Consider the following 22,709-nt stretch of genomic DNA (forward strand, 5'->3'; position numbering starts at 1 on the left):
ACCGTCGCCATGGAATGTCCGGAATGTCATCCAAGCACCGTGCGTGCCCCGGGAGGTGGCGGCGCGCGCGAGTGGCTGCTGCTCGGAGTGCCCCACGAACGGGCGGGGAAACCGATGGCGGTATGCCTCAGGCTCATCAGTGGTGAACGGCTGTCCCGGCTTGCGCACCGCCGGGCTTCGATGGCACGGCAGCGGGTAATCAGCTTCGCCTGGAACGTAGTTGACACGGGAGGACGCGATGGCACATCCGGCGTTGCGCGCACTGGCCGCCAGGTCCGGTCTCCGCCGGGCCCCGGCGGCGCCTGAGCGGGAACGGCGGCCGCTGCCGCTTCCCCTGCGGCTGCTGGCCATGGCCCTGGCCTTCGTGGCGATGGTGGCGTTCGCCGCCGCGCTGGCCCGGCTCACGCTGGAGCCGTCGCCCGCGTCGCGGGCGCTGGTCCACAGCAATCTGCATCCGGGGCGGTCCCTGCGCGCCTATCTGGAGCAGTCCGGGGCGCGCGACGCCGTGCGGCAGATCGGCGGAAACGTACTGCTCGGCGTGCCGTTCGGGATCCTGCTGCCGGTACTGGCCCCCGGGGCGCGGGGCATCCTGCGCGTGGGCTTCGTCACCGCGTGCGTGATGCTGCTGGTCGAACTCGTGCAGGGCGCGGTCGTCACGGGGCGGGCCTTCGACATCGACGACGTCATCCTCAACACCGCGGGCGCGCTGCTCGGCCATCTGCTGGTGGGGCGCCGGCTGGGGCGGGCCGTGCATGCGCGCAGGCCGCGCAGGCCGCGCAAGGCCTGAGACGGCGGCCTCACGCCGAGTCGTCGCAGTGGGTCGTCTTACCGGCTAGTGCGGCGTCCAGTGGAACTTGCCGCCGCCCACCCAGCGGACCAGATCCGGGTCGTCGCAGTCGTGGACCAGGACGCCCGCCTGCGCGGCGAGCGCCAGCACGTCGGTGATCGAGTGCGCCGAGCCGACCACCTCGCCGTCGACCTCCACGATCCGGAACGGCGGGTCGCCCGGCTGCACCCCGAGCACCACGATCCGCGGACGGGAGATGTGGGGACTCGCGATTTCGGTCATGCAATCGAGGGTAGAGCGGTCCGGGCGCCGGGGCGGCCGGACGCGCCCGTCGTGCGGGCCGCACCCGGCTGGGCAACGCTTGAGGAGGAAGGTGCCGATGGACCCCGTGACAGCGCTGGACCGGATCGCGTTCCTGCTGGAGCGGGCCCAGGCCCCCACCTATCGCGTACGGGCCTTCCGCACCGCGGCCGCCGTGGTGGCCGCCCTGCCCGGGGACGAGGTCGCCGAGCGCGCGGCCGCCGGGACGCTGGAGTCGCTCAAGGGCATCGGGCCCACCACCGCCCAGGTGGTGCGGGAGGCGGTGGCCGGGCAGGTCCCCGGCTACCTGGAGAAGCTGGAGCAGGAGGGCGGGGCCGCGCCGAAGCGGGGCGGCGAGCGGCTGCGGGCGCTGTTGCGCGGCGACTGCCATCTGCACTCGGACTGGTCGGACGGCGGCAGCCCGATCGAGGAGATGGGCCGCACGGCGGCGCGGCTCGGACACGAGTGGGCGGCGCTCACCGACCACTCCCCCAGACTCACCGTCGCCCGCGGGCTGTCCGCGGAGCGGCTGCGTGAGCAGCTGGACGTGGTCGCCGCGCTGAACGAGGAGTGGGCGCCCTTCCGGCTGCTGACCGGCATCGAGTGCGACATCCTCGAGGACGGCTCACTGGACCAGGACCCGGAACTGCTGGACCGGCTCGACGTCGTGGTCGTGTCGGTGCACTCCAAGCTGCGCATGGACGCGCGCTCGATGACCCGCCGCATGATCGCGGCCGTCCGCAATCCGCTGGCCGACGTGCTCGGCCACTGCACCGGAAGGCTGGTCACCGGGCGCGGGCGCCCGGAGTCGGAGTTCGACGTGGACGCGGTGTTCGCCGCGTGCGCCGAGTCCGGTACGGCCGTGGAGATCAACAGCCGGCCCGAGCGGCTGGACCCGCCGCGGCGGCTGCTGCGCCGGGCGGTCGAGGCGGGAGCGCTGTTCGCGATCGACACCGACGCCCACGCGCCCGGGCAACTGGACTGGCAGATCAACGGCTGCGCCCGGGCCGAGGAGTGCCGGGTGCCCACGGACCGTGTGGTCACCACCTGGAGCGCCGAGGAGTTGCTGGCCTGGACCCGGGAGCGGCGGGTTCCCGCGCGTGTGGCCGGCGCGGCGCGTGGTACCCGGCCCCCTACGTGAGGGAGGAGAGGACCGAACATGGGACGGGCGGCGGTGTTCGACGTGGACGGCACCCTCGTCGACACGAATCATCTGCATGTCACGACGTGGTGGGAGGCGTTCCGGCAGGCGGGTCACCAGGTGCCGATGCACGCCATCCACCGGGCGGTGGGGCTCGGCTCCGAGGACCTGATCGCCCATCTGCTGGGCGGGCGGGACCGGGACGAGATCGACATGCTGGTGGCCGCGCACACGACGCTGTACGGCACGTACTTCGACCGTCTGCCGCCGCTGAAGGACGCCGGGCGGCTGCTGCGCCGGCTCGACCACGACGGCTGGAACGTCGTGCTCGCCACCTCGGCGAGCGGGCGCGAGCTGTCGGCGCTGAGGCGGGCGATCGGGGCGGACGACGCGATCGCGGCGACGGCGAGCGCGGACGACGTGGCGGCGGGCAAACCGGCGCCTGAGCCCGTGGAGCATGCCCTGGAGCTGGCCGGGGTGCCGCCCGAGCAGGCGGTGTTCGTGGGCGACACGGTGTGGGACATGCGGGCCGGGACACGGGCCGGAGTGACGTGCGTCGGCCTGTTGTCCGGGGGCATACCGAGCGCGGACCTCCAGGAGGCCGGGGCGCGCGCCATCTACCGGGATCCGGCTCATCTGCTGGCGATGCTCGGGGGCAGTCCGCTGGCCCCGGATACGTAGTCGGCGGACCGCAGGCATCGCGCAGTGACGCACATCACCTCCGGCGGCTGGATTTTCCGGAACACCGACCGGTAGTTTCCTGTTGAACAAGCCGTGGGAGCGCACGGGACAGTGTCCCCGGGCCTCACCTTCCGCCCACAGGGACGATCGTTCGGCTGAAGCCCTGTGGAGCATCTCGCCGAGAGGCGACCGCCGTGCGCGCCCACCACAGGCTGCCCCGACCGGCATTCCCCCGTCCGGTCGGGGCTTTTCCCTGCCCGGCACGCCCGGTTCCCCGCACTCCCTGGGACGGCGACCGATGCCCCGTAGGCGATGCCCCGGTAGGCACGGCACCGGCTTGACCTCGAGCGCGCTCCAATTCGTAGCGTCCTCGCATGACCACTGCACAGCACAGGATCGGGTCGGGTTTCGACGCCAAGAGCACCGCCGACGACGTACTTCGGGGCATCGACCTCAACGGCAAGCTCGCGGTGGTGACGGGCGGCTACTCGGGGCTCGGTCTGGAGACGACTCGGGCGCTCGTCAAGGCGGGCGCCCAGGTGGTGGTCCCGGCGCGGCGCCGGAACGTGGCTCAGGAGGCTCTGGCGGGGCTCGACCGCGTGGAGGTGGACGAGCTCGACCTCGGTGACCTTCAGAGCGTGCGAGGGTTCGCCGAGCGGTTCCTCGCGTCGGACCGCACCATCGACATCATGATCAACAACGCCGGGATCATGGCCACCCCCGAGACACGGGTGGGACCCGGCTGGGAGGCGCAGTTCGCCACGAACCACCTCGGCCACTACGCGCTCGTGAACCGGTTGTGGCCGGCGATCGCACCGGGCGGGGCGCGAGTCGTGTCCGTGTCGTCGGCCGGACACCACAGGTCCGGGATCCGCTGGGACGACCTGCACTTCAAGCAGGGGTACGACAAGTGGGAGGCGTACGGCCACGCGAAGACCGCGAACGTCCTGTTCGCCGTGCATCTGGACCGACTGGGCCGCGAGGACGGCGTCCGCGCCTTCTCGCTGCACCCCGGCGGGATCCTCACTCCGCTGCAGCGTCACCTCGCCAAGGAGGAGATGGTCGAGCGCGGCTGGATCGACGAGACGGGCGCCCTGGTGGACCCGGACGCCTTCAAGACACCCGAACAGGGTGCGGCCACCCAGGTGTGGGCGGCGACCTCACCCCGACTGGCAGGCATGGGCGGGGTGTACTGCGAGGACTGCGACATCGCGGAGCCCGCACCGGCGGACGGCGGCCGCAGCGGGGTGAAGGACTGGGCGATCGATCCGGAGCAGGCGGCGCGCCTGTGGGAGGTGTCCGCGGACCTCACGGGCGTCGACGCGTTCGCGTCCGGCTCCTGAGAAGGAGGAGTCGGGCCGCTCGGCGCCCGTGGGCCCGACCGCGCCACCGGCCCGTGGAGCCCTTTTCGCTCCGGGGCCGGCGGCGCAGCCGGTACGTCGGGGACGAGGCGGTCAGTCCGGGGACTCGTCCGGTACGGGGCCCTCGGGGTGGACGGAACCCGCGTGCGGGGCGCCCTGCCTGCCGGTGCCCGCCTCGTCCGTGTCGGGGACGTCCGGGGCATCGGCGCCGCCCTTTGCGGGGCGGGCGTCCCACCGGTCCTCACCCCCATGGGCCTGCTGGTCCGGCATGTCCCGCGGGACCGGCTCCACGGTCTCGCCGGGACCCTCATACCCGTGCTCGGTCACGGCGATCACTCCATTTCTCTCATTGCCGGCATGACGGGCCCCGCGCGGAGCGAGGCCCTTCCGGCGAGGCGCCGAGTACCGCGGGAAGGGTCCGCGAAACCGGCGGTGCGCGGTTGACCAGGGGAATCCTCAGGTGGCGGAGGGTGACGGGTGGCCGTGACCGACGGGGCCCCTCCGCCGCGGGGCCACGGCAACCCCGCGGCGGCAACCCTTCGGCGCCGTCACCCGGCCGCGTACACGTCCTCGACATAACGCCCCGACGCGATCAGCTCGTCAAGCCACCGTCCGGAGTCACCGCGCGGCACCCGCTCGGCGTGCAGCGCCCGGAACGCCTCGCGCACGCCCGGAGCCATACGGGAGCCGTCCCCGCACACGTAGACGCGGGCCCCGGCATCGAGCAGCCGCCACACCTCGTCGGCCTCGGCGGCTATGCGGTGCTGCACGAAGGAGACCCCGTCGACGGGCGCCGCGCTGAACGCGGGACGCAGCGAGACCGCACCGACGGCCTCGGCGGCCCGCAACTCCTCGGCGTGCAGGAAGTCCGCGTCCGGCGCGTCACAGCCGAAGTAGCAGACGGCCGGGGCGAGCCGGGCGCCGTCGGCCAGTGCCCGCACCCGGTCCGCGATCGCACCGCGGAACGGGGCGAGTCCGGTACCGGCCGCGATCATGACGACCGGACCCGAGTGGTCGACGCGGAAGGCCTCACGGCAGGGCTGGAGGCGTGCCAGGACGGTGTCGCCGGGCTCGACCGCGGCCAGGTGCCCGGAGCCGACGCCACGGTAGGTGCCGTTCCCGGAACGGGCCGGGGCGTCGAGGAGCGAGACCATGAGGTCGATGTGACCGGGGTCGGCCGCGGGCGAGGAGGACACCGAGTAGTGCCGGGGGCGCAGCGGCGTGAGCAGGTCGAGCAGCGTCGGCCAGTCGAGGGCACCGCGCAGGGCCGGGTACGCCTCGAGGACCTCGACGAGTGTGCGCGGGTCGTCGGTGAGGGCCGCCAGTGCGGCACGTTCGGGAGGGCACGGGTTGGCGGCGGCGAGCACGGCCAGCTGGTCGGCGTTCGGGCGCTCCAGCAGTTCCACGTGGCGAGCGAGGAGCTGACGTATCGTCAGTGGCCGGTCCACGGCCAGGCCGTCACGCCGTGGGCGGGCCGCGCGGATGTCCAGGACGGTGTCCAGGTCCACGCCGAGCGCGGTGGCGGCCCGCTCGATGAGCGCCTTGTCGTTGACGGGCAGCACGGCCACGTGATCGCCGGTGCGGTAGGTCGTGCCGTCGGGCAGTGCGAGGCGCACGAACCGCTTGAGCCGGGGATGGCCGGGCGCGGTCAGGTCGTATGCCTCGGTGACGGTCATCGGAACCAGGTCGTGCCGCTCGGCGAGCGCGTGCAGGGGGCCGCCGGTGAGGGTCCGGACCTCGTAGGCCCGCGCCGGCTCCGCGGCGGCGGTGGCGTCCGGGTCGCCGTAGCGCTCCAGGAGGGCGGTGCGCAACCGCGCCGTGAAGGCGCGGACGGTGCCACCGAGGTCGCCCGAGGCGTCGGCCGCCGCGCGGTCCAGCAGGCGGGTACCGCCGAGTTCGGCCAGGCGTTCGTCGATGCGGGTCGGGACGTGCTGGTAGGTGGCGGCCCAGGTGCAATCGCCGACGCCGAGGACGGCATAGGTGACGTCCGTGGCGTCGGCCGCGTTGTCGGACAGCCAGGCGGCGAAGGCGACGGCGTCGTCCGTGGGCTGCCCGTTGTAGGAGGCGGCGCTGATCACGACGGGACGGTCGGTGGGCAGCCCACCGGCGTACGCGTCGAGGGGTGCCACCTCGGTCTCACAGCCGACGGCGGCGGCCTCGTCGGCGAGTCGGCCTGCGAAGTCACGGCACGTGCCGTAGTTGCTGCCGTGCAGGAAGAGTGCGCGGGTGCCGGGGCGTACGCGGGCGGGCAGGGTGGTGTCGTCGGGCGCCGACTCCGTACGGGGCCGGTGGGCGCCCGGCAGGGGCGGGTGCGTCCGGTCGGCGGCGGTGCGGGACGACAGGGTGAGGGTGAAGTCCTCGGGCTTGAGCGTGAGGGTCTCCTTGACCGTGAGCCGGTAGTCGGCGTGGTCGTGGAAGCGGTAGCGGTGCACCAGCATCGCCAGCAGCATGGTCGCCTCGTGCAGCGCGAACTGGCGGCCGATACAGGCGCGTTCACCGGTGCCGAACGGCTTGTAGGCGTGCGGTGAGCGGGCGGCCTCGGCCTCGGGTGTGAAGCGGGTGGGGTCGAACAGTTCGGGGTTGTCGCCCCACACCGGCTGCCGGTGCAGCATCGGGGTGAGGACGGTGACGGACTGGCCGGCGCGCAGCGGGATGCGGCCGCCGAGCAGGGTGTCCTCGCGGGCGTGCCGGCCGAAAGCGGCGGCGGTCGGCCACAGTCGTAGCGCCTCGTTGAGCACCTGGCGGGTGTAGGTGAGCCGTCCGATCTCGTCGTACGTCGGTTCCGGGTCGGCGGCGTCGCCCCACAGGGCGTCGACCTCCCGCTGGACGAGCTGGAGCACGGCCGGGTTCTTGGCGAGGTGGTACAGGGCGAACGACATCGCGCCGGAGGTGGTCTCGTGGCCGGCGATCAGGAAGGTGATCACCTGGTTGCGGATGTTCGCGGCGTCCAGGGTGGTGCCGTCGGCCGGGTGCCGCGCCGTGAGCATGAGGCCGAGCAGGTCCTCCGCCTCACCCTGCCCGCCGTCCGCCCTGCGCGCGGCGATGACGTCGTCGACGACCCGGGCGAGGTGGGCGGCGTCGTCGCGGAATGCCGCGTCCGCCGCCGTGTGGTCGTCGCCGGGCAGCCGGCCGAGCCGGGTCATGCTCCACTCCAGGCACCGGACCATCGACTCGACGAAGGGGTGCGGCTCGTCGCGTTCGAAGGAGCCGAAGTCGTAGCCGAAGCCGGCGAGCCCGATGGTGTCGAGGGTCATGCGCGTCATGTCGTCGGGGACGTTCACCGGCCGGCCCTCGCGGCCGGCCCGGTCCCAGGACGCGATCAGCCGGCGCGCCACGCGCAGCATCACCGGGTGATAGGTGCGCATCGAGCCGAGGGCGAAGGCGGGCATCAGGATGTCGTGGGCCCTGGCCCAGTTGGGCTCGTCGTTGTACGCGGTGAACAGGCCGTCCCCGGCGAACTCGCGGACGTTGCGCAGGGCGGGGCCGACGGCCTTGGCGAAGCGGGCCTCGTCGGCGAGGTCGGTGACCAGGTCGAGGTCGGCCACGAACAGCACGTCGCGCCCGTGCAGCCGGCGCACCAGCACGGGACCGTACCGGCGCATCAGCTCCATGGCCTGCTGGATCGGGGTGTGGCCGGGGCCGGTGTCGGAGATGTCGGCCACGGGGACGCCGTGCGGGGTGCCGATGGTGGTCTGCTGGTGCGCGGTGTGGGGCATGACGCGACAACTGCCTTTCGCGGTGCGGAACTCCTGCCACCAGCTTGGTCGCCGGCTGCCTGGGGCCCGTGCCGTGCGACTACACGAATCCGCAGTGGAAAGAGCCGGCCGGGCCTTGCCAAGCCGGCCGTGGTGCGCAAGAAGGCGTTGCCGGACACCACCTAGGGCCGACCGGTCGATCTCGGCCCTCTCATGCGGGTCGCGGGACCCGGCCCCTCGTGCGCGCGCCTAGGATCCGGGGCCGTGGCGAAGACGTTCGAAGAAATCGTGGAGATGCAGCGCGCGGCGAAAGAGGCCCAGGTGCGGACCGCCGGACTGCGCGAGAAGTACGGCCCGCCCACCGCCACGCCGTGGACCAAGCAGCAGACCGACACGTACGAGACCGCCTGGCGGGCCTGGCGCGACCTCGACCGGGACCTTCAGGCCGAGCTCACCGAGTACGCGAAGTCCCACGGCCGGACGCGCGCCGAGGTCGAGGCGGAGGTGCTGGCACAGGCGGAGGAGCCGCCTGAGAGCGCCTAGTGCCCCGGCAGGCAACGGCGGCCCGGCCTGCTGTCATCTGCGAGCGAGATCGGTCCGCCAGTCGTTGGATGTGGCCCACTGCCCCTTGGGGTACTCGAAGTCGACCGGTCCGAGCAGTTCGAAGCCGGCCTTGCGGCAGACCGCGTTGGAGGCCGGGTGGTCCACGCTCGGGAACGCGTGCAGATACCGGTGGGTCCCGGTGGCTCGTGCCGCCTCGACCACAGCGCGGGCCGCCCGGGCGGCGAGGCCCCGTCCCTGGAACTCGGGCAGCACGCCCCACCCGGTCTCCCACACCGTCGCATCACGCCACGACCGCTCCCAGAAGCCGATCGACCCCACCGTCCGGCCGCTGTCCGCCAGCGTGATCCGGTACATCCGGCCCGCTTCGAGAGCGAGATAGCGCCGGTGCCGCGCGGCGAGGCGCTCCTCGGTCTCGGGGCCGCCCAAGTGCTCCGTCATCTCAGGGCTGTTGGTCCTGCGCAGCAGCCAGAAGTCGTCCTCGGCCCAGGGCTCGAGCCGTACCTGTAGCGCGTCCGTGGTGTCCATGGCGCTCACCTTAGGGCCGGGGTCTGACAACGACTCCGCACCACCCGGCGTCATGCCTGTGACCTGGGTGTCTATCGTTGGTCGCGGAACGTGGTGAGGGAGCGTGATGGACTCGGAACCTCAGGCCTCGGTCGTGTGGCGGAACCGGGCGCTGACGCTCTTCGACCGGATCCCGATGCCGGTCGCGGTGTGCGACGTGCACGGGGCGATCGTGCTGGCCAATCCGGCGATGGCCACCGAGTGGGGTGCGACACCGGGAGGCCTGCGCGGGCGGAACGTGCTGGACCGGTTCCGTCCGCAGGAGCCGACCCAGATCGAGCGCATCGCGCAGGCCCTGCGATTACGGCACCGTTCGCGCTACCCGGTGTCGGTGTGCTGGGACGCCGCCGACGGGGTCCGGCGCCATGGTGAACTGACCGCCGACCCGGTCAGCGACTCGGTCGAGGCGATGCCCGCGCTGCTGGTCCTGGTACGCGTGCTGGGCGAGTGCCCGAAGCCGGACCGGGCGGCCGCCGCCCCGCCCGCCAGCCCCGCCGAGGCCCGCATCCTGGTGCTGCTGGCCGGCGGCGCCACCACGGCCCGGGCGGCGCGCGAGACCGGGCTCACGGTGGACGGCGTCACCTACCATCTGCGGCGTCTGTCGCAGCGGTGGGGCGCGGCGAACCGTACGGAGCTGGTGGCGCGCGCCTATGCGCTGGGCGTGCTCATGCCCGGGGTGTGGCCGCCGGAGGCGGCCGGCTGCTGAGCCGCGGGCCGCACCGCACCCCCGTCCGTACCGGCCGTCCGGGCCGTCCCCGCCCCCTCCGGCGCGCCGAAGCGCGCCAGGCAGTGCCACACCATCTTCAGGTCCTGCGGCACGTACCGGCACGTGCGCACCGCATCACCGATGATCCTCGGATCGAGGCGCCCGTCCTCGGCGATCCGCTCCCCCAACTCGACGTACTGAGGGCCGCGGTAGTCCGCGTGCCGGCGCAGCTGCGCCACGGAGAGCCGGTACCCGGGGTGCCACTCCACGGCGCACGGCAGCCGGCGGGCAGCGGCCTCGACGGGGGTGCCGCAGTGGCTCGCGTCCAGGACCAGCGCCTCCACGTCCCGTTCCAGCAGGACCGGGCCGTGCACATGGACCTCGATGTAGTCGTTCAGGGCGTCCTGGCGGTCGGCCCCGGCCAGCTCGACCAGGTGCATGCCCGCGGCCACCCCGAAGTGGCGCGGCTCGGCCGCGCTGTCCGGGTAGCAGAACGTGGCCCGCTCCAGCGTGGGGGCGGTCAGCCGGAAGTGCGAGGAGCCGAAACGGGGCGCCGCCCCGACCACCTGGTGGCGGAAGTTGAGCGCGCCGTACACCGGCCGCTGCTGCGCGGGCCCGGTGTCGTAGGCGCCGCCGAAGATCCGGCTCTCCCAGCGCCAGCGGTCACCGCCGGGGTGCGCGGTGAGCCCCCCGTTGCTGGTGCCGGTGACGAACTGCGAGCGGTACGCGCCGTCCACGACCAGCGCCCGCAGGATCGGCCGGCCGTCACGCCCGAGCCGGTCGGGGTGGAAGTTGAAGGTCAGCCGCAGGTCCCGGGGTACCGGGGGACCCGAGGAGAGAGCCGCCACGTGCCGCAGCGCCCGTTCGGCCGCCGTACCGGCGCCGGATCCGGCTCGCTCGTCTCCCCTGAAATCCATTGGCCACCCCCCATGGAGCCGAGTACTTTAGGCAAAAACCTAGGGCCCCTAGGCTCAGGCTTCCGTTCCGTACCGTGCAAGGACTCCTCATGAGATCGCTCACCGAGCAGGACATCCGCAACTCCTTCATCAACTGCTCGAAGGGAGAGGCGAAACGCCTCGCGATACCCCGCGACCTCGGCGAACGTCCCTGGGACGACCTGGACTTCCTGGGCTGGCGTGATCCGGGGGCACCGGATCGCAGCTATCTGGTCGTCGAACGCGCCGGCCGGCTCGTCGGCGTCGCGCTGCGCTTCCCGTCCTCGCAGCGCGGCTTCCTGCACCGCAGCATGTGCTCGCTGTGCCTGACCACCCATCCGGGCAGCGGCGTGTCCCTGATGACGGCCCGGAAGGCGGGCGCGGCCGGCCGGGAGGGCAACTCGGTCGGCGTGTACATGTGTACCGACCTCGCGTGTTCCCTGTACGTGCGCGGAAAGAAGGTGCCCGAGGCCGGGGGCCGCTTCCAGGAGAGCCTCACGGTGGAGGAGCAGATCGCCCGCATGACGGCCAACCTGTCCGCCTTCCTGGACAAACTGGGCACCTGACCGCGCACCGCGTCGCCCCCGGGCGACGCCCGCCGTGCCTGTTGTGTACGTTCGATGCCTGGGTGCCAAGGGAAAGGCGTTGGGGATGCGAGATGTCCATGATGCCTGGGCGCAGGTCGCCGCCCGGATGGCCAGGTGGCGGCAGGAGCCCGAGGTCGTCCAGGCGGTGCGTTCGACCGCGGCCGCGACCGTCGCGTATGTCGTCGCCCTGCGCCTGAGCCCGGAACCGGCGCCCCTGACCGCGCCCCTGACCGCGCTCCTCGTCGTGCAGGTGACGCTGTACGCGACGCTCACCACCGGTGTGCGCCGGGTGAACTCCGTGGTGGCCGGAGTCGTCATCGCGATCGCCTTCAGCATCCTGGTGGGCCTGACCTGGTGGAGCCTCGCCCTGATCATCCTGGCCTCGCTGGCCGTGGGGCATCTCGTACGGGTCAGAGAGTTCGTGCAGGAGGTCGCGATCAGCGGCATGCTGGTCCTCGGGGTGACCCAGGTCGGCAGCACCGCCTGGGCCCGGGTCGTGGAGACGCTCATCGGCGCGGCGGTCGGCCTCGCAACCAATCTGTTCATCGCTCCCCCGGTGTGGATCGGGGCCGCCGGTGAGTCCATCGACGGGCTCGCCCGCCGGATCCGCCAGCTGATGCTGCGCGTCGGTGAGGAGGCCGCGGGCCACACGCCGGCCGCGCAGGCGGCCGCACGGCTGCACGAGGCGCGCCGGCTGGACCATGACATCGTCCTGGTGGACGCCGCGCTGCGGCAGGCCGAAGACAGTCTGAAGCTCAACCCGCGGGTCCGCGAGGGCCTGCTGCACCGGATCGTGCTGCGCACCGGACTCGACACGCTGGAAATCGTCACGGTGGTGCTGCGGGTGATCTCCCGCACCCTGGCCGACCTGGCGAAGGAGCGGGAACCCGAGCCGCTGTTCGAGGCGGAGATCGGGGCGACGCTGGAGCGGCTGCTGTCGGAGATCGGTGACGCGGTGGTCAGCTTCGCGGTGCTCGTCACGACCGATGTCAGCCGCAGCGCCGAGTCCGCGGAGGCCCGGCTCGCCGAGGAGCTGGTCACGGCGGGCGCGACCCGGGACAAGCTGGCCCAGCTGCTGCTGGAGGAGGTGCAACGCGACAGCCGTCAGTGGCAGTTCCACGGCGCGGTGCTGACCGAGGTGAACCGCATCCTGGACGAGCTGGACATCGAGCACCGCACCCGGCGCCTGCTGGAGGAGCTGGACCGCGGCACCCGGGAGCAGCGCGAGCGCAACCCGCGGCTGGCCAGGCTGTGGGACCTGGTGCGCGAGCCCCGGTTCACCCGGATGCGTGATCGGCGTCGGCGCCGGAACCGCACGGGGCCGCCCCGGCGTTCCAGGTAGGACGGACCACCGGACGGGGAGAGGGGCGGGGCGCATGGGAGCGGTGCGGATCGAGGGGAACCGGTTGCTGCTGCCGGGGGGTGTGCGGGTTCGCTTCATGCGGACGCTGCGGCTGCCGGAGAAGGGCACGCATCCGCTGCCCCCGGGACTGGGCGAGTTCCCCGTACGCCGGGTGGAGGACTACGCGCAGACGGTGCCGGCCGACTGGCGGGCGCGCGGCGGCGTGATGCTGCCGGTGTATCTGCGCGAGGCCATGTGGCTGCAATTCACCGCGTCGGAGCCTGCCGCCCTCCAGGTGGGTGCGGGCAAGGTGTGCGCGGTCTCCGGCAGGCCCTGGAGTGCGCGTCTCGACAGGGATCCGCAGAACTACGTGGTGCTTCCGCGTCAGCCGTGGCTGGACGGGATCAATTCCGGCCGGGGGACGGTGCGCCAGTTCGTGGCGGTGCCGCTCGGGCTCGGCGCCACGATCGAGGGCCAGGTCACCGGGGAGGAGGTGTGGGGCGGGATACAGCTGCAGGTGTTCCCGCTCAAGGAGGGACCCCTGGCTGCGTGGCGGGAGGAGGAGCGGCGCAGGCGGGAGTCGGCCCGGCAGATCGAGCGGGCCAGGGCGGCCACAGGTCCTTACGGAGGCGCCTTTCCCGCCCCGGGGGCCCCGCCGGCCCCGGGTGCCGCGTTCCCGAGGGCCATGGCCGCCGCTCCGGGCGGGCCTGCGCGCAGCGCCCCGTCGATGGGCCTCGGCGCCGGCGGTTCGATGCGCCAGGAAATCTACCGGGACGACCGGCCGGCCGGGAGCTGGGCCGAAGAACCGGCCGGGCGGGTGTTCGTGCATCTGGTCACGCCCCCGCAGTGGCGTCGTATCACCGGCGAGGCGCCTCCGCCGTCCCCGGTGGACCGCGCGGCGTACACGGAGGCCGGGCTGCCGTGGTTCGACTACTACGACCAGGACGGCGAGGATCTCGCCCCCACGGACACCCTGGGACGCATCAAGCCGGTCGGCGACTGGCTCGGCGACGACCACGAGCCGTGGCAGCAGCCCTCGCCGCACCAGGTGAAGCCGCTCGGTGACGCGCCGGGAAAGCCGGTGGAGGACGGCGACTGGTGACTGCCCCCGGCCCGGGCGGCGGGTGGTGTGCGGGGCCGGATCACTGCGTCTGCCGGGCGGGCGCTCGCGAGCACACCCCCAAGGCCGGCGTCTTCCCCGTCGACGGCGTAAGAGGGAACTGCGGCTTGCCGGCGAGCCGTTCGACTCACCGGTCGCCGTCTGTGCGCTGCCGCAGCAGTGCGCGCGGGCAGGTCCGGGCGGCCTGCGCGAGCAGGGCATGCATGCGCTCGGCGAGCTGCGGGACCGTGTCCGCGGGCTCGGGGAACGGCAGGCGTACGTCGCCGTGGTCGCGGGCCCGCTCGATGCGCAGTGTCAGCCCGTGCCGGTCGACGGCGAGCGGCTGGACGCGTACGGCGCCGTGCAGGCTGCCCGGATCGACGAGCCGGGTCAGCCGCTGGACGGCGTCCGGGTGGGCGTCGGCGAGGTGGGTGAGCAGCCGGGCCTCGGCGGCGACGAGCGGGTCGGGCTCGGCGCTCGCGTACTCGTCGGGATCGACGACGACCACGCCGTTCGCCCGTCGCAGCGCGATCCTGGTCGGCCGCAGGGCGAGCTCGTCCCCCTCGGACTCGGCCTCGCCCGCGAGCCACAGCCGGGCGCGGATCCGGGACCGTACGGGGACGGGCGCGACATCGGCGAACTCCAGCACCACGGACGGCTCTCCCCGGGGCGCACACAGCGCGGCCGTGAGCAGTGTGCTGCCCTCGGGCGGGCGCAGCAGCACCCGGCCGTCGGCGGCGACGGAGTGTGCGCCGGTGAACTCCTCCCGTCCGTCCCGCGCGGTCACGGCGCAGGACCATGCGGCGGCGAGCACCGAGCGGGCACGCTCCGCCGCGACCGGCGCGGCCGTCCAGGCGTGACGGTGACCCATCCCCAACCTCCTTAGGTAAGCCTTGCCTAATTTATCGGAGATTGGGGTGTCCGCCAACCAGGCCCCGCCGCCATCACGGAACGGTCAGCGGTGCGCCATCCAGTGGGCAGGGCGCGTGACGGATGCCGGAAGCCTGGTGCGCACGCTCCCCCGCGCCGCGTTGATCTGCGGCTGCGTCAGAAAGAAGGCGCCGGTCAGATCGGCGTCGGTGAGGTCCGCGTCCCGCAGATCGGCGCCGATCAGATCCGCGTGGCGCAGGTCGGCGCCCGTGAGGTCGGCGGCTATGAGACAGGCGCCCCGCAGACTGGCCCCGCGCAGGTCGGCTCCCTTCAGACGGGCGCCGATGAGGTCCGCGCCCCGCCGGTCCTTCGCACGGCGGCCGGTCCCGGCTCGGACCAGCTCGCTGGTGCGCAGCAGCAGAACGTTGACCTCCTGCCGGTGCGCGCCCACATCCAACTCGCCGAGCTCCTCGGGGGTCCGGAGGGTCAGCCGCTCGGTCTCCTCCAGCATGCGGCGCAGATCGGCGTGGACGGGCCGGGCCGCGGGCAGGGTGAGCGCCTCGGTGAGATACCAGAGCAGTTCGTGGAGCTGGCGCACCACGGGGAAGACGTCGAACATGCGCCGGGCGTGTTGCCGGCCACCCGACCGCCAGTCCCGTCCGCCGAAGGTGATCTGCGAGACCTTCTGCCCGGCACCGAAGCAGTCGTAGACCGTGCAGCCGGCGAAACCGCGCGGCCGCAGTTCGCTGTGGACGCCGCAGCGGAAGTCGTCCTGAAGGTTGCGGCAGGGCGTGCCGGCGTGCTTGTCGATCGCGAAGTCCGCGGAGCGGGCGAAGGGCAGCGCCACGCAGCACAGGGCAAAGCAGTTGCCGCAGTCGGCGCGCAGGTCGGAGAGGTCGGCGGAGGGTACGTGCATGACGTCACCCTAGCCGGGGGCCCCTCTACCGGTGCTCGGGGTTCTCGTGGTCGCGGCGGCAGCCGGCGTCCGGTCGGTGCGCTGGTTGCCGTGGGCGGGGATGCCGCTCCAGGGGCCTGCCACCGCGCCCTTCGCAGCGGCGCATCGGCGTCCATCGTGCGATCGGGCCGCGCCGCCCGCCACAACAGCACCCCCGAACGGGCCCCCTCGCCCAAGGGGAGCCCCGACCGGCGGCCGGTGAGTGGCCGGCGGGCGGCGGCACCTCTACGGTCGCCTCATGAAGACGGGCCCCTTCCGGCCGCCGGAAGTCGGGAAACTCACCGTCGAGTTTCCTGGCCTGTGGGGGTCCCCTCACTCGTACGAAATCAAACTCAGCTACTACAGAGGCAGACCTCGTACGACCCCTGGAGAGACGTCATGTGCACGCACTGGCCTCCGTGCCCATCGGCCGACCGCCCCGACCACGACGCGGCGGTCATCGTCTCCGCCCACCCGGAACAGGGCTGGTATCTGCTCTGCAACGGCACCATCGTCTTCGAGGACACCGGCGAACTGCTGCCGGACGGGCGAGCGGTGGCACCGCTGCGGACGACTGCCTGAGTACCGGAACTAACGGCTGAACAGCTCGAACGCGACGGCCGGTATGCCGCCGAACCGCTCCCCGAGGGCCGCGGCGTGGGCGGTGAGGAACGACCGGGCGTAGGTCTCCGGATCCTTGTCGGTCAACGCCTCGATGTACGTACGGTGTTCGAGCAGCGAGCGCACCGCGCGCTCCAGTCCGGGTGTCGCGTCCACGGCGTGCGTGGGCTGCGCGGAACCGGCGACGGCGACCCACCGCACACCGTTCCAGGGCTCCAGGCCCCGCTCCGTGAGCTCCGGGAAGATCCACCGGTTGCCGGCGTCCGCGACCGCGTCGAGCGTCGCCCGTCCCACGGCGACGTGATCGGGGGTGTTCCAGGCGACGCCGCCCCAGGTGTCGCGGTGGTTGAGGGTGAGGACCAGCTCCGGCCGGTGACGGCGGATCGCCGCCGCGATGTCACGGCGCAGTGCGACGCCGTACTCGACGACGCCGTCCCGGTGGTCGAGGAACTCCACCGTGGACACGCCGACCACCGCGGCGCTCGCCCGCTGTTCCCGCTCGCGCAGCGCTCCGCACACGGCGGGCTCCAGCGAGTCGATCCCCGCCTCGCCGCGGGTGGCGAGGACGTAGGTGACCTCACGGCCGCCGTCGGTCCACCCGGCGATCGCCGCCGAGCACCCGTACTCGAGGTCGTCGGGATGGGCGACGACGGCGAGGGCGCGCTGCCAGCCGTCGGGCATGGGCTTGAGCTGCTCGTTGCGTGACTCGGTCATGGCCGCAGAGTAGCGCCGCGTTTCCGCCGGCCGGTCGGGCCGAGGTGAGGGCACGTGGGGGTGCCCGGTCCGGCGAGGGCACAGGCGACGGCGCAGGGCCGGCCCACCGCCGGGGTGAAACGGAACGCCCCGCTGTTCCACCTGGTCAACGGCGACCTGTGCTACGCCAACCTGTCGACCGACCGGGTGCGCACCTGGTCCGACTGGTTCGAGAACAACTCGCGCTCGGCCCGCCATCGTCCCTGGATGCCGGCGGCCGGCGACCACGACCGTCGACGGCCCCTACGGCGACCTGCTCCCCGTCGACCGGTTCACCCTGACCCGCCCGCGCGGCGACCGCTGAGCACACCGCGCAGGGAAGTCTCCGGCCGGGAGCCGTGCATGCGGCACGGCTCCCGGCCCCGGGTCAGACCTCGTCCCTCGCCAGGGCCAGCAGGCGGTCCAGGACGCGGGGGCCGCTCGCGCGGACGCCGTCGTGCTCGTACTCGTCCGTCACCCAGGTGCGCAGGCCGCGGATCGTGCGCGCCGTCTGAAGGGCGTGTGCGGTGTCGACGTACATGTCGTCGTGGTAGATCGCCGCGGCCACCGGTACCTCGTTGGCGGCCAGACGGGCGCGGTCGTACAGCGGTGTCCAGTCGGTGCGTTCGGCGAGCAGGTGCGCGGTCTCCCGCAGCGGGCGCAGCGCCGGGTCGGTGTCGAACATCCAGGGATGCATGGACTCGCCGGTGAACAGCACGGGCCCGTCACCTGTGAGGGCCTTCGCCACGTCGAACTGCGGGAACTCCGCGCGCACCCGCTCCGCCGACCACGCGGTGGGGCGCTCGTCCTGGCCGTAGATCGCCTCGTGGACCAGCGCGTACAGGGGGTGGCCCGCGAACGACAGCAGGTGGTGCACCTCCTCCTGGAAGGCGTCGGAGAGCGCGGGGCCCTGCGGGGTGCGGACGAAGGCGTCCTCGAGGAGGAAGTGCAGTCGGTGGCTGCCCTCGCTGCCGCCGAGGAGGATGCCGAGTGACTGGAAGGCCTCCACGGTGAGCCGGTAGCCGCTGTTCAGGACCGGCTCGTGCCGCAGCAGGTATTCGGCGATACGGCGCGCGCGCTCGACGTCCTGCGGGTAGCGGGCGTAGTGGGCGGCGACCTTGCGTTCGACGCGGGGGTAGGCGGCCCGGTAGACGTCGTCCGCGTGCGCGTCGAGGGAGGGCAGCCCACCGGTGATCAGCGCGGCGCGCAGGCCTTCGGGTGCCGTCGACAGGTAGGTGACGGTGCAGAAGCCGCCGAAGCTCTGCCCGAGGACCGTCCAGGGCGCGCCGCCGGTGACCTGCGGGCGGATGGTCTCGCAGTCGCGGACGATGGAGTCGGCGCGGAAGTGGGTGAGGTAGTCGGCCTGTTCGCGGGGGCCGCCGCGCAGCGGGAGGGTCTGCCGGCCCGCGGGCGTGGAGGCGCCGGTGCCGCGCTGGTCGAGCAGGAGAACGCGGAACTCCTGAAGGGCGCGGCCGAGCCAGGCCTGCTTGCCGATGAAGCGGTGCGCGCCGAAGCCGGGTCCGCCCTGGAGGTAGAGCAGCCACGGCAGGTCGTCGTCCGCCTTGTCGCTCGCCACCACCTCCCGCGCGTACAGCTCGATCGTCTCGCCGTCGGGGTCGTCGTGGTCCAGGGGCACGGTGAAGCGACGGTCGGTGAGAACGATGCCGGGCTGGCGGTAGCTGTGGGTCAAGGGGGCTCCACGGGACGGACGGATTCCAGGCCGCTTCCCAGTCCAGCACATGGTCGCCGGGCGCGGGCGCCCGGGATCAAGAAATCCGTACTGACCGGTCGCTCAGCCGCTTTCCGGGGCGCCGGGTCCCGCTCAGCGCGCGGACAGGCTGGAGTTGCGCACCACCAGTTCCGGCTGGAGCACGACCCGCCGGTGTTCGTGCGGGCGAGTCCCCGGCTCGGCCGCCTCGGCCTCGGTCTCCTCCAGGAGGAGTTCGGCGGCGAGGGCGCCCATGGTGACCGCGGGCTGCCGTACGGAGGTGAGCGGCACGGCGGCGGCCGCGGCGAACTCGATGTCGTCGTAGCCGACGATCGCGAGGTCGTCGGGGACGCTGACGCCGGCCGCGAACATGGCCTGCAGGACACCGAGGGCGAGCAGGTCGTTGGCGCAGAACACGGCGGTCGGGCGGTCGGCGAGCCCGAGGAGCCGGGCACCGGCGTCCCGGCCCGCGGCGACGTCGAGCCGCTCGGTCGGCAGTTCGCGCAGCGCCTCGGGGCCGAGCCCGGCCTCGGCCAGCGCGTTCAGGGCGCCGGTGCGGCGGTCCCTGACCTGGTTGAGGCCGGGTGGCCCGCTGACGTAGGCGATGAAGCGGTGCCCGGCGTCCACGAGGTGCCGCACGGCCAGGGCGCCGCCCGTCACGTCGTCGACCGACACCGAGCACTCGGTGGTGCCCTCGGCCACCCGGTCCACGAGCACGAACGGGATGCCGTGGCGCCGGAACGTCTCGATGTTCCGTCCGGTCGCGTCGGCGGGGGTGAGCAGCACGCCGCGCACCCGTTGCTCGGCGAAGAGCGACAGGTACTCGGCCTCCTCCGCCGCGCTCTGCGCGCTGTTGCAGACCATCACGCCGAGCCCGGCGTCCCGGGCGGCCCGCTCGGCGCCGCGGGCGACGTCCACGAAGAACGGGTTGCCCATGTCGAGGACGAGCAGGCCCATGATCCGGCTGCGCCCGGCCCGCAGCTGCCGCGCCGACTCGCTGCGGACGTAGCCGAGGCGGTCTATCACGGACAGCACGCGGGCGCGCGTCTCGGAGGCGACGGTCTCGGGACGGTTGATGACGTTCGAGACCGTGCCCACAGACACTCCGGCGGCGCGGGCGACGTCCTTGATACCCACCGACTGGGCCATCAGGCGGGAACCTCCAGGGAGACGAGGGGCGGCGGGGCGGGCTTCACACTATCGTCACCGCCCCGCGCGGCGAATCAGGTCACGAGGGCAGGGAGAAGTCGACGACGTGGAGCGATGAGGGCGTCCTACCGCTGGACTTCTCCTGGTACATGAAGGACAGGGTGTTGTCCGCCTTCACCCGCGTCTCGTCGATCACGACCTCGCCGAAGGCGTTCAGGCCGCTGCCGTCGTACAGCAGCGTCCAGTCCGAGTAGCCGGAGGACTTCGACGCCCCGGCGATGCGCCCGTAGGGGAAGACCGCGTAGGCGTTGTCGTACCTGTCGAGGACCAGCTTGGTGCGCTGGCTGGAGTTCAGGGGAACCGGGATCTCGGTCTTCTGCCAGGATCCCGAGGAGTTCTTGCGGACGTGGAAGGCGCGGCCGTCGGCGGTGCGGTCGGCGACGTAGTCCGTGGTGCACTGGCCGAAGCGGCCCGGAACGTAGCTGATGATCGCGTGCGGCAGACCGGCCGAGTCGGTGAACTGGCTCTCCTGGTTCATCAGGGAGTGGTCGGGGTTGAGGGGGTCCACCACGAGCCCCGCGTCCGTGACGGCGACCGTGTCGGAGGTTCCGGTGGCGGCGACGAGGGCACCGGCGTCGTTGCGCCAGGTGCGGCCACGGTCGGTCGAGTAGACGTAGCCGGTGTCGTGGTTGGTGATGCCGCCGCTGGAACACATCACCGCGGTGTTCTGCTCGCGCCAGGTGAAGAAGGCGTGCAGGCGGCCGCCCCCGTCGTAGTCGATGCCGTGCAGGTACATGTTGCGGGCGGTGCTGGAGCCGTGGGAACTGGTGTAGGTGCCGGCCGAACTCGACCACTCCCCGAGCGCCTTCCAGGACGAACCGTCGTACTCCGCCAGGGCGTTGCGGCCGTTGCCGGAGATCCCGACCCGGTAGCTCAGTTGCAGCTTGCCCTCGGGGGTGGAGATGAACTGCGGGTAGGTGAACTGCGAGGTGAGCGGGAGTCCGTCGAGGGACGTCTGGACCGCTCCGAAGACGGACGAGGTCCAGGCGGTGGTGGCGGGGTTGTCCATCAGCCCGGCGACGGACTTCACGTAGAAGTAGCCGTCGCTGTGCGAGTCCATGTTGAGGTGCAGTCGACCGTCGATCCTGGAGACGCCCAGGGAGATGACGTTGTGCGAGTCGTCGCTCTTGAGCCGGTGGGAGAGGGTGACCGTGGACCAGGTGCTCGTCCCCAGCCTGCGTCGGGCGACCACGGCGTTGCGGGTGGCGGTGTACCAGGCGGCGTACTGGTGGCCCTGGTAGGTGAGCAGGCCGTTCTTCTGGAAGGAGTTGTTGTTGACCAGGCCGTCGTACGACACGAAGTAGATCGCCCGGCTGTCGAGCGTGGTGGTGCCGGTCCTGGTGACCGAGGGACCGGGGGTCGCCGCCTGCGCCCTCCCCGGAGCCACCACGGCGCTCAGCAGCGCGGTCGCCAGCACGGTGCGTCGTCTCATGGGTACGTCTCCCGGGTTCAGGCGAGGTGGAACACTTCGGTGAGGGGCTTCATGGCCTCGTCGGGCCGGGCGCCGTCCAGCGACTCGAAGAACGGCGCCATCTCGGCCTGCCAGCGGGCGTTGACCTCGGTCGCCTCCATGCCGGCCAGGGCGGCTTCGAGGTCCTCGGTCTCCAGGTAGCCGACGAGCAGACCGTCGTCCCGCAGGAAGAGGGAGTAGTTGTGCCAGCCGGTGGCCGAGAGCGCCTGAAGCATCTCCGGCCACACGGCGGCGTGGCGTTCGCGGTACTCGGCGATCAGGTCCTCACGGACCTTGAGCAGGAAACAGACGCGCTGCATGAAGTACCGCTCCCGATGTCAGAAGTTGAACTGGTCGATGTTCTTGCTGTCGAACACGGCCGGCTTGCCGAGGTTGATCACGCCGTCCTTGCCGATGGTGTACGTGGTGTCGCCGGCCTTGAAGGTCTCGCCCTCCTTGCCGGTGATCTGCCCGGACGCCAGGGCGATCGCGGTGCGGGCGGCCAGGTCGCCGAGCTTGGCCGGGTCCCACAGCTCGAACGCCTCGACGGTGCCGTTCTTGACGTACTGGCGCATGTCGTTCGGGGTGCCGAGGCCGGTCAGCTTGACCTTGCCCTTGTACTTGGAGCCGGACAGGTACTGGGCGGCAGCCTTGATGCCGACGGTGGTCGGGGAGATGATCCCCTTCAGGTTCGGGTACTGCTGGAGCAGGCCCTGGGTCTGCTGGAAGGACTGCTGGGCGTCGTCGTTGCCGTAGGCGATCTTGACGAGCTTGACGTCCTTGTACTTGGGGTCCTTCAGCTCGTCCTTCATGTAGTCGATCCAGGTGTTCTGGTTCGTCGCGGTCTGCGCGGCGGACAGGATCGCGATCTCGCCCTTGTAGCCGATCTGCTGGGCGAGCAGTTGCACCTCGGTGCGGCCCAGGTCCTCGGCTGAGGCCTGCGAGACAAAGGCGTTGCGGCAGTCGGGCTTGGTGTCGGAGTCGTAGGTGACGACCTTGATGCCGTTGCTCATGGCCTGCTTGAGCGCGGTGCACAGGGCGCCCGGGTCCTGAGCGGACACGGCCATCGCGTTGACCTGCTGCTGGGTGAGCGTGTTGACGTAGGAGACCTGGCCGCTGGTGTCGGTGGCGCTGGACGGGCCGACCTCCTTGTACTTCGAGCCCAGTTCCTCCAGGGCCTTCTTGCCTCCGTTGTCGGCGGAGGTGAAGTACGGGTTGTTGACCTGCTTGGGCAGGAAGCCGACGGTCAGGCCCTTCTTGGTGGCGGCGTTCGGGTTCGCCTTGGCGCCCGAGTCGGCGGGGGCGGCGCTCTCGCTCGCGACGTCCTTCTTGGTGGTGCCGCCGCAGGCGGTCGCGGCGAGCGCGAGGGAGGTGACGGCGGCGAGGGCCGCGCAGGTGCGGCGGATCGAAGACTTGCGCATGA

23 protein-coding genes are annotated in these 22,709 nt (G+C 72.3%); 10 read left to right on the forward strand and 13 right to left on the reverse strand.

Annotated features, from left to right (window positions below; all coding sequences use genetic code 11):
* Positions 1–238: 238 nt before the first annotated feature.
* Positions 239–787 carry a VanZ family protein gene (locus tag ACFYZE_RS23085; protein WP_388997107.1) on the forward strand — a complete coding sequence of 183 codons (549 nt, stop codon included), beginning with the start codon at positions 239–241 and terminating at the stop codon, positions 785–787.
* A gap of 45 nt (positions 788–832) precedes the next feature.
* Here the strand turns inward: ACFYZE_RS23085 and ACFYZE_RS23090 are convergent, their stop codons facing one another.
* Entirely contained in the window at positions 833–1,069 is a 237-nt protein-coding gene (locus ACFYZE_RS23090; protein ID WP_388997110.1) for a hypothetical protein, read from the reverse strand.
* 97 nt (positions 1,070–1,166) lie between these two features.
* Here ACFYZE_RS23090 and ACFYZE_RS23095 point away from each other — a divergent pair, with 97 nt between their 5' ends.
* From ACFYZE_RS23095 to ACFYZE_RS23105, 3 genes are all read left to right on the forward strand, one after another.
* Complete coding sequence (locus tag ACFYZE_RS23095) at positions 1,167–2,228, forward strand: PHP domain-containing protein (protein ID WP_388997113.1); 1,062 nt, start codon at positions 1,167–1,169, stop codon at positions 2,226–2,228.
* A gap of 18 nt (positions 2,229–2,246) precedes the next feature.
* Positions 2,247–2,909 carry an HAD family hydrolase gene (locus ACFYZE_RS23100; protein WP_388997116.1) on the forward strand — a complete coding sequence of 221 codons (663 nt, stop codon included), beginning with the start codon at positions 2,247–2,249 and terminating at the stop codon, positions 2,907–2,909.
* A gap of 374 nt (positions 2,910–3,283) precedes the next feature.
* Positions 3,284–4,252, forward strand: coding sequence for an SDR family NAD(P)-dependent oxidoreductase (locus tag ACFYZE_RS23105; RefSeq protein ID WP_388997119.1), 969 nt, complete (start codon positions 3,284–3,286; stop codon positions 4,250–4,252).
* Between the two features lie 111 nt (positions 4,253–4,363).
* Here the strand turns inward: ACFYZE_RS23105 and ACFYZE_RS23110 are convergent, their stop codons facing one another.
* Both ACFYZE_RS23110 and ACFYZE_RS23115 read right to left on the reverse strand, forming a co-directional pair.
* Positions 4,364–4,597 carry a hypothetical protein gene (locus ACFYZE_RS23110; RefSeq protein WP_388997122.1) on the reverse strand — a complete coding sequence of 78 codons (234 nt, stop codon included), beginning with the start codon at positions 4,595–4,597 and terminating at the stop codon, positions 4,364–4,366.
* A gap of 221 nt (positions 4,598–4,818) precedes the next feature.
* Complete coding sequence (locus ACFYZE_RS23115; protein WP_388997125.1) at positions 4,819–7,986, reverse strand: cytochrome P450; 3,168 nt, start codon at positions 7,984–7,986, stop codon at positions 4,819–4,821.
* Positions 7,987–8,229: 243 nt separating this feature from the next.
* Between ACFYZE_RS23115 and ACFYZE_RS23120 the strand changes: the two genes are divergently transcribed.
* Positions 8,230–8,508, forward strand: a complete 279-nt coding sequence (locus ACFYZE_RS23120; RefSeq protein WP_388997128.1) for a hypothetical protein — start codon at positions 8,230–8,232, stop codon at positions 8,506–8,508.
* 33 nt (positions 8,509–8,541) lie between these two features.
* On the opposite strand, the gene ACFYZE_RS23125 is transcribed toward ACFYZE_RS23120, so the two are convergent.
* Entirely contained in the window at positions 8,542–9,054 is a 513-nt protein-coding gene (locus ACFYZE_RS23125; protein ID WP_388997131.1) for a GNAT family N-acetyltransferase, read from the reverse strand.
* Positions 9,055–9,160: 106 nt separating this feature from the next.
* Here ACFYZE_RS23125 and ACFYZE_RS23130 point away from each other — a divergent pair, with 106 nt between their 5' ends.
* Complete coding sequence (locus ACFYZE_RS23130; protein ID WP_388997134.1) at positions 9,161–9,799, forward strand: PAS domain S-box protein; 639 nt, start codon at positions 9,161–9,163, stop codon at positions 9,797–9,799.
* Here the strand turns inward: ACFYZE_RS23130 and ACFYZE_RS23135 are convergent.
* Positions 9,742–10,716: a DUF3626 domain-containing protein gene (locus ACFYZE_RS23135; protein WP_388997137.1), complete on the reverse strand. Its 975-nt coding sequence runs from the start codon at positions 10,714–10,716 to the stop codon at positions 9,742–9,744. The two genes, ACFYZE_RS23130 and ACFYZE_RS23135, sit on opposite strands and share 58 nt — an antisense overlap.
* Positions 10,717–10,805: 89 nt before the next feature.
* On the opposite strand from ACFYZE_RS23135, the gene ACFYZE_RS23140 reads away from it, so the two are divergent.
* From ACFYZE_RS23140 to ACFYZE_RS23150, 3 genes are all read left to right on the forward strand, one after another.
* The gene (locus tag ACFYZE_RS23140; RefSeq protein ID WP_388997140.1) at positions 10,806–11,300 is read left to right on the forward strand and encodes an FBP domain-containing protein; all 495 of its coding nucleotides are present in this window, start codon (positions 10,806–10,808) and stop codon (positions 11,298–11,300) included.
* An 85-nt stretch (positions 11,301–11,385) separates the two neighbouring features.
* Complete coding sequence (locus tag ACFYZE_RS23145) at positions 11,386–12,663, forward strand: aromatic acid exporter family protein (RefSeq protein ID WP_388997143.1); 1,278 nt, start codon at positions 11,386–11,388, stop codon at positions 12,661–12,663.
* 34 nt (positions 12,664–12,697) lie between these two features.
* Positions 12,698–13,765 carry a hypothetical protein gene (locus ACFYZE_RS23150; RefSeq protein ID WP_388997146.1) on the forward strand — a complete coding sequence of 356 codons (1,068 nt, stop codon included), beginning with the start codon at positions 12,698–12,700 and terminating at the stop codon, positions 13,763–13,765.
* Positions 13,766–13,910: 145 nt separating this feature from the next.
* Here the strand turns inward: ACFYZE_RS23150 and ACFYZE_RS23155 are convergent, their stop codons facing one another.
* A complete protein-coding gene (locus ACFYZE_RS23155) occupies positions 13,911–14,633 on the reverse strand; it encodes a DUF2470 domain-containing protein (protein WP_388997149.1) in 723 nt (240 codons plus the stop codon).
* A gap of 84 nt (positions 14,634–14,717) precedes the next feature.
* On the reverse strand, positions 14,718–15,548 hold the full coding sequence (locus tag ACFYZE_RS23160) for a pentapeptide repeat-containing protein (RefSeq protein WP_388997152.1): 831 nt from the start codon (positions 15,546–15,548) through the stop codon (positions 14,718–14,720).
* Positions 15,549–15,965: 417 nt separating this feature from the next.
* On the opposite strand from ACFYZE_RS23160, the gene ACFYZE_RS23165 reads away from it, so the two are divergent.
* Positions 15,966–16,148 (forward strand): DUF5999 family protein, encoded by a 183-nt coding sequence (locus ACFYZE_RS23165; RefSeq protein ID WP_388997155.1) that lies wholly within the window; start codon positions 15,966–15,968, stop codon positions 16,146–16,148.
* A 9-nt stretch (positions 16,149–16,157) separates the two neighbouring features.
* On the opposite strand, the gene ACFYZE_RS23170 is transcribed toward ACFYZE_RS23165, so the two are convergent.
* From ACFYZE_RS23170 to rhaS, 6 genes are all read right to left on the reverse strand, one after another.
* Positions 16,158–16,901 (reverse strand): PIG-L deacetylase family protein, encoded by a 744-nt coding sequence (locus ACFYZE_RS23170; protein WP_388997158.1) that lies wholly within the window; start codon positions 16,899–16,901, stop codon positions 16,158–16,160.
* Between the two features lie 406 nt (positions 16,902–17,307).
* Complete coding sequence (locus ACFYZE_RS23175) at positions 17,308–18,609, reverse strand: alpha/beta fold hydrolase (protein WP_388997161.1); 1,302 nt, start codon at positions 18,607–18,609, stop codon at positions 17,308–17,310.
* A gap of 132 nt (positions 18,610–18,741) precedes the next feature.
* On the reverse strand, positions 18,742–19,776 hold the full coding sequence (locus ACFYZE_RS23180) for a LacI family DNA-binding transcriptional regulator (protein ID WP_388997164.1): 1,035 nt from the start codon (positions 19,774–19,776) through the stop codon (positions 18,742–18,744).
* Between the two features lie 79 nt (positions 19,777–19,855).
* On the reverse strand, positions 19,856–21,268 hold the full coding sequence (locus tag ACFYZE_RS23185) for a BNR repeat-containing protein (protein ID WP_388997167.1): 1,413 nt from the start codon (positions 21,266–21,268) through the stop codon (positions 19,856–19,858).
* 17 nt (positions 21,269–21,285) lie between these two features.
* Positions 21,286–21,606 (reverse strand): L-rhamnose mutarotase, encoded by a 321-nt coding sequence (locus tag ACFYZE_RS23190; RefSeq protein WP_388997170.1) that lies wholly within the window; start codon positions 21,604–21,606, stop codon positions 21,286–21,288.
* An 18-nt stretch (positions 21,607–21,624) separates the two neighbouring features.
* Complete coding sequence (rhaS, locus tag ACFYZE_RS23195) at positions 21,625–22,707, reverse strand: rhamnose ABC transporter substrate-binding protein (protein ID WP_388997173.1); 1,083 nt, start codon at positions 22,705–22,707, stop codon at positions 21,625–21,627.
* Between the last annotated feature and the right edge of the window lie 2 nt (positions 22,708–22,709).

Origin of the sequence: Streptomyces sp. NPDC001796 (assembly GCF_042892355.1) — a bacterium.
GTDB lineage: Bacteria > Actinomycetota > Actinomycetes > Streptomycetales > Streptomycetaceae > Streptomyces.

What these genes read in the sequence shown, in the direction of transcription:
- ACFYZE_RS23085 (WP_388997107.1), top strand. Translation starts at nt 239, where the DNA reads ATGGCACATCCGGCGTTGCGCGCACTGGCCGCCAGGTCCGGTCTCCGC.
- ACFYZE_RS23090 (WP_388997110.1), bottom strand. Translation starts at nt 1,069, where the DNA reads ATGACCGAAATCGCGAGTCCCCACATCTCCCGTCCGCGGATCGTGGTG.
- ACFYZE_RS23095 (WP_388997113.1), top strand. Translation starts at nt 1,167, where the DNA reads ATGGACCCCGTGACAGCGCTGGACCGGATCGCGTTCCTGCTGGAGCGG.
- ACFYZE_RS23100 (WP_388997116.1), top strand. Translation starts at nt 2,247, where the DNA reads ATGGGACGGGCGGCGGTGTTCGACGTGGACGGCACCCTCGTCGACACG.
- ACFYZE_RS23105 (WP_388997119.1), top strand. Translation starts at nt 3,284, where the DNA reads ATGACCACTGCACAGCACAGGATCGGGTCGGGTTTCGACGCCAAGAGC.
- ACFYZE_RS23115 (WP_388997125.1), bottom strand. Translation starts at nt 7,986, where the DNA reads ATGCCCCACACCGCGCACCAGCAGACCACCATCGGCACCCCGCACGGC.
- ACFYZE_RS23125 (WP_388997131.1), bottom strand. Translation starts at nt 9,054, where the DNA reads ATGGACACCACGGACGCGCTACAGGTACGGCTCGAGCCCTGGGCCGAG.
- ACFYZE_RS23130 (WP_388997134.1), top strand. Translation starts at nt 9,161, where the DNA reads ATGGACTCGGAACCTCAGGCCTCGGTCGTGTGGCGGAACCGGGCGCTG.
- ACFYZE_RS23135 (WP_388997137.1), bottom strand. Translation starts at nt 10,716, where the DNA reads ATGGATTTCAGGGGAGACGAGCGAGCCGGATCCGGCGCCGGTACGGCG.
- ACFYZE_RS23140 (WP_388997140.1), top strand. Translation starts at nt 10,806, where the DNA reads ATGAGATCGCTCACCGAGCAGGACATCCGCAACTCCTTCATCAACTGC.
- ACFYZE_RS23145 (WP_388997143.1), top strand. Translation starts at nt 11,386, where the DNA reads ATGCGAGATGTCCATGATGCCTGGGCGCAGGTCGCCGCCCGGATGGCC.
- ACFYZE_RS23150 (WP_388997146.1), top strand. Translation starts at nt 12,698, where the DNA reads ATGGGAGCGGTGCGGATCGAGGGGAACCGGTTGCTGCTGCCGGGGGGT.
- ACFYZE_RS23155 (WP_388997149.1), bottom strand. Translation starts at nt 14,633, where the DNA reads ATGGGTCACCGTCACGCCTGGACGGCCGCGCCGGTCGCGGCGGAGCGT.
- ACFYZE_RS23160 (WP_388997152.1), bottom strand. Translation starts at nt 15,548, where the DNA reads ATGCACGTACCCTCCGCCGACCTCTCCGACCTGCGCGCCGACTGCGGC.
- ACFYZE_RS23165 (WP_388997155.1), top strand. Translation starts at nt 15,966, where the DNA reads ATGTGCACGCACTGGCCTCCGTGCCCATCGGCCGACCGCCCCGACCAC.
- ACFYZE_RS23170 (WP_388997158.1), bottom strand. Translation starts at nt 16,901, where the DNA reads ATGACCGAGTCACGCAACGAGCAGCTCAAGCCCATGCCCGACGGCTGG.
- ACFYZE_RS23180 (WP_388997164.1), bottom strand. Translation starts at nt 19,776, where the DNA reads ATGGCCCAGTCGGTGGGTATCAAGGACGTCGCCCGCGCCGCCGGAGTG.
- ACFYZE_RS23185 (WP_388997167.1), bottom strand. Translation starts at nt 21,268, where the DNA reads ATGAGACGACGCACCGTGCTGGCGACCGCGCTGCTGAGCGCCGTGGTG.
- ACFYZE_RS23190 (WP_388997170.1), bottom strand. Translation starts at nt 21,606, where the DNA reads ATGCAGCGCGTCTGTTTCCTGCTCAAGGTCCGTGAGGACCTGATCGCC.
- rhaS (WP_388997173.1), bottom strand. Translation starts at nt 22,707, where the DNA reads ATGCGCAAGTCTTCGATCCGCCGCACCTGCGCGGCCCTCGCCGCCGTC.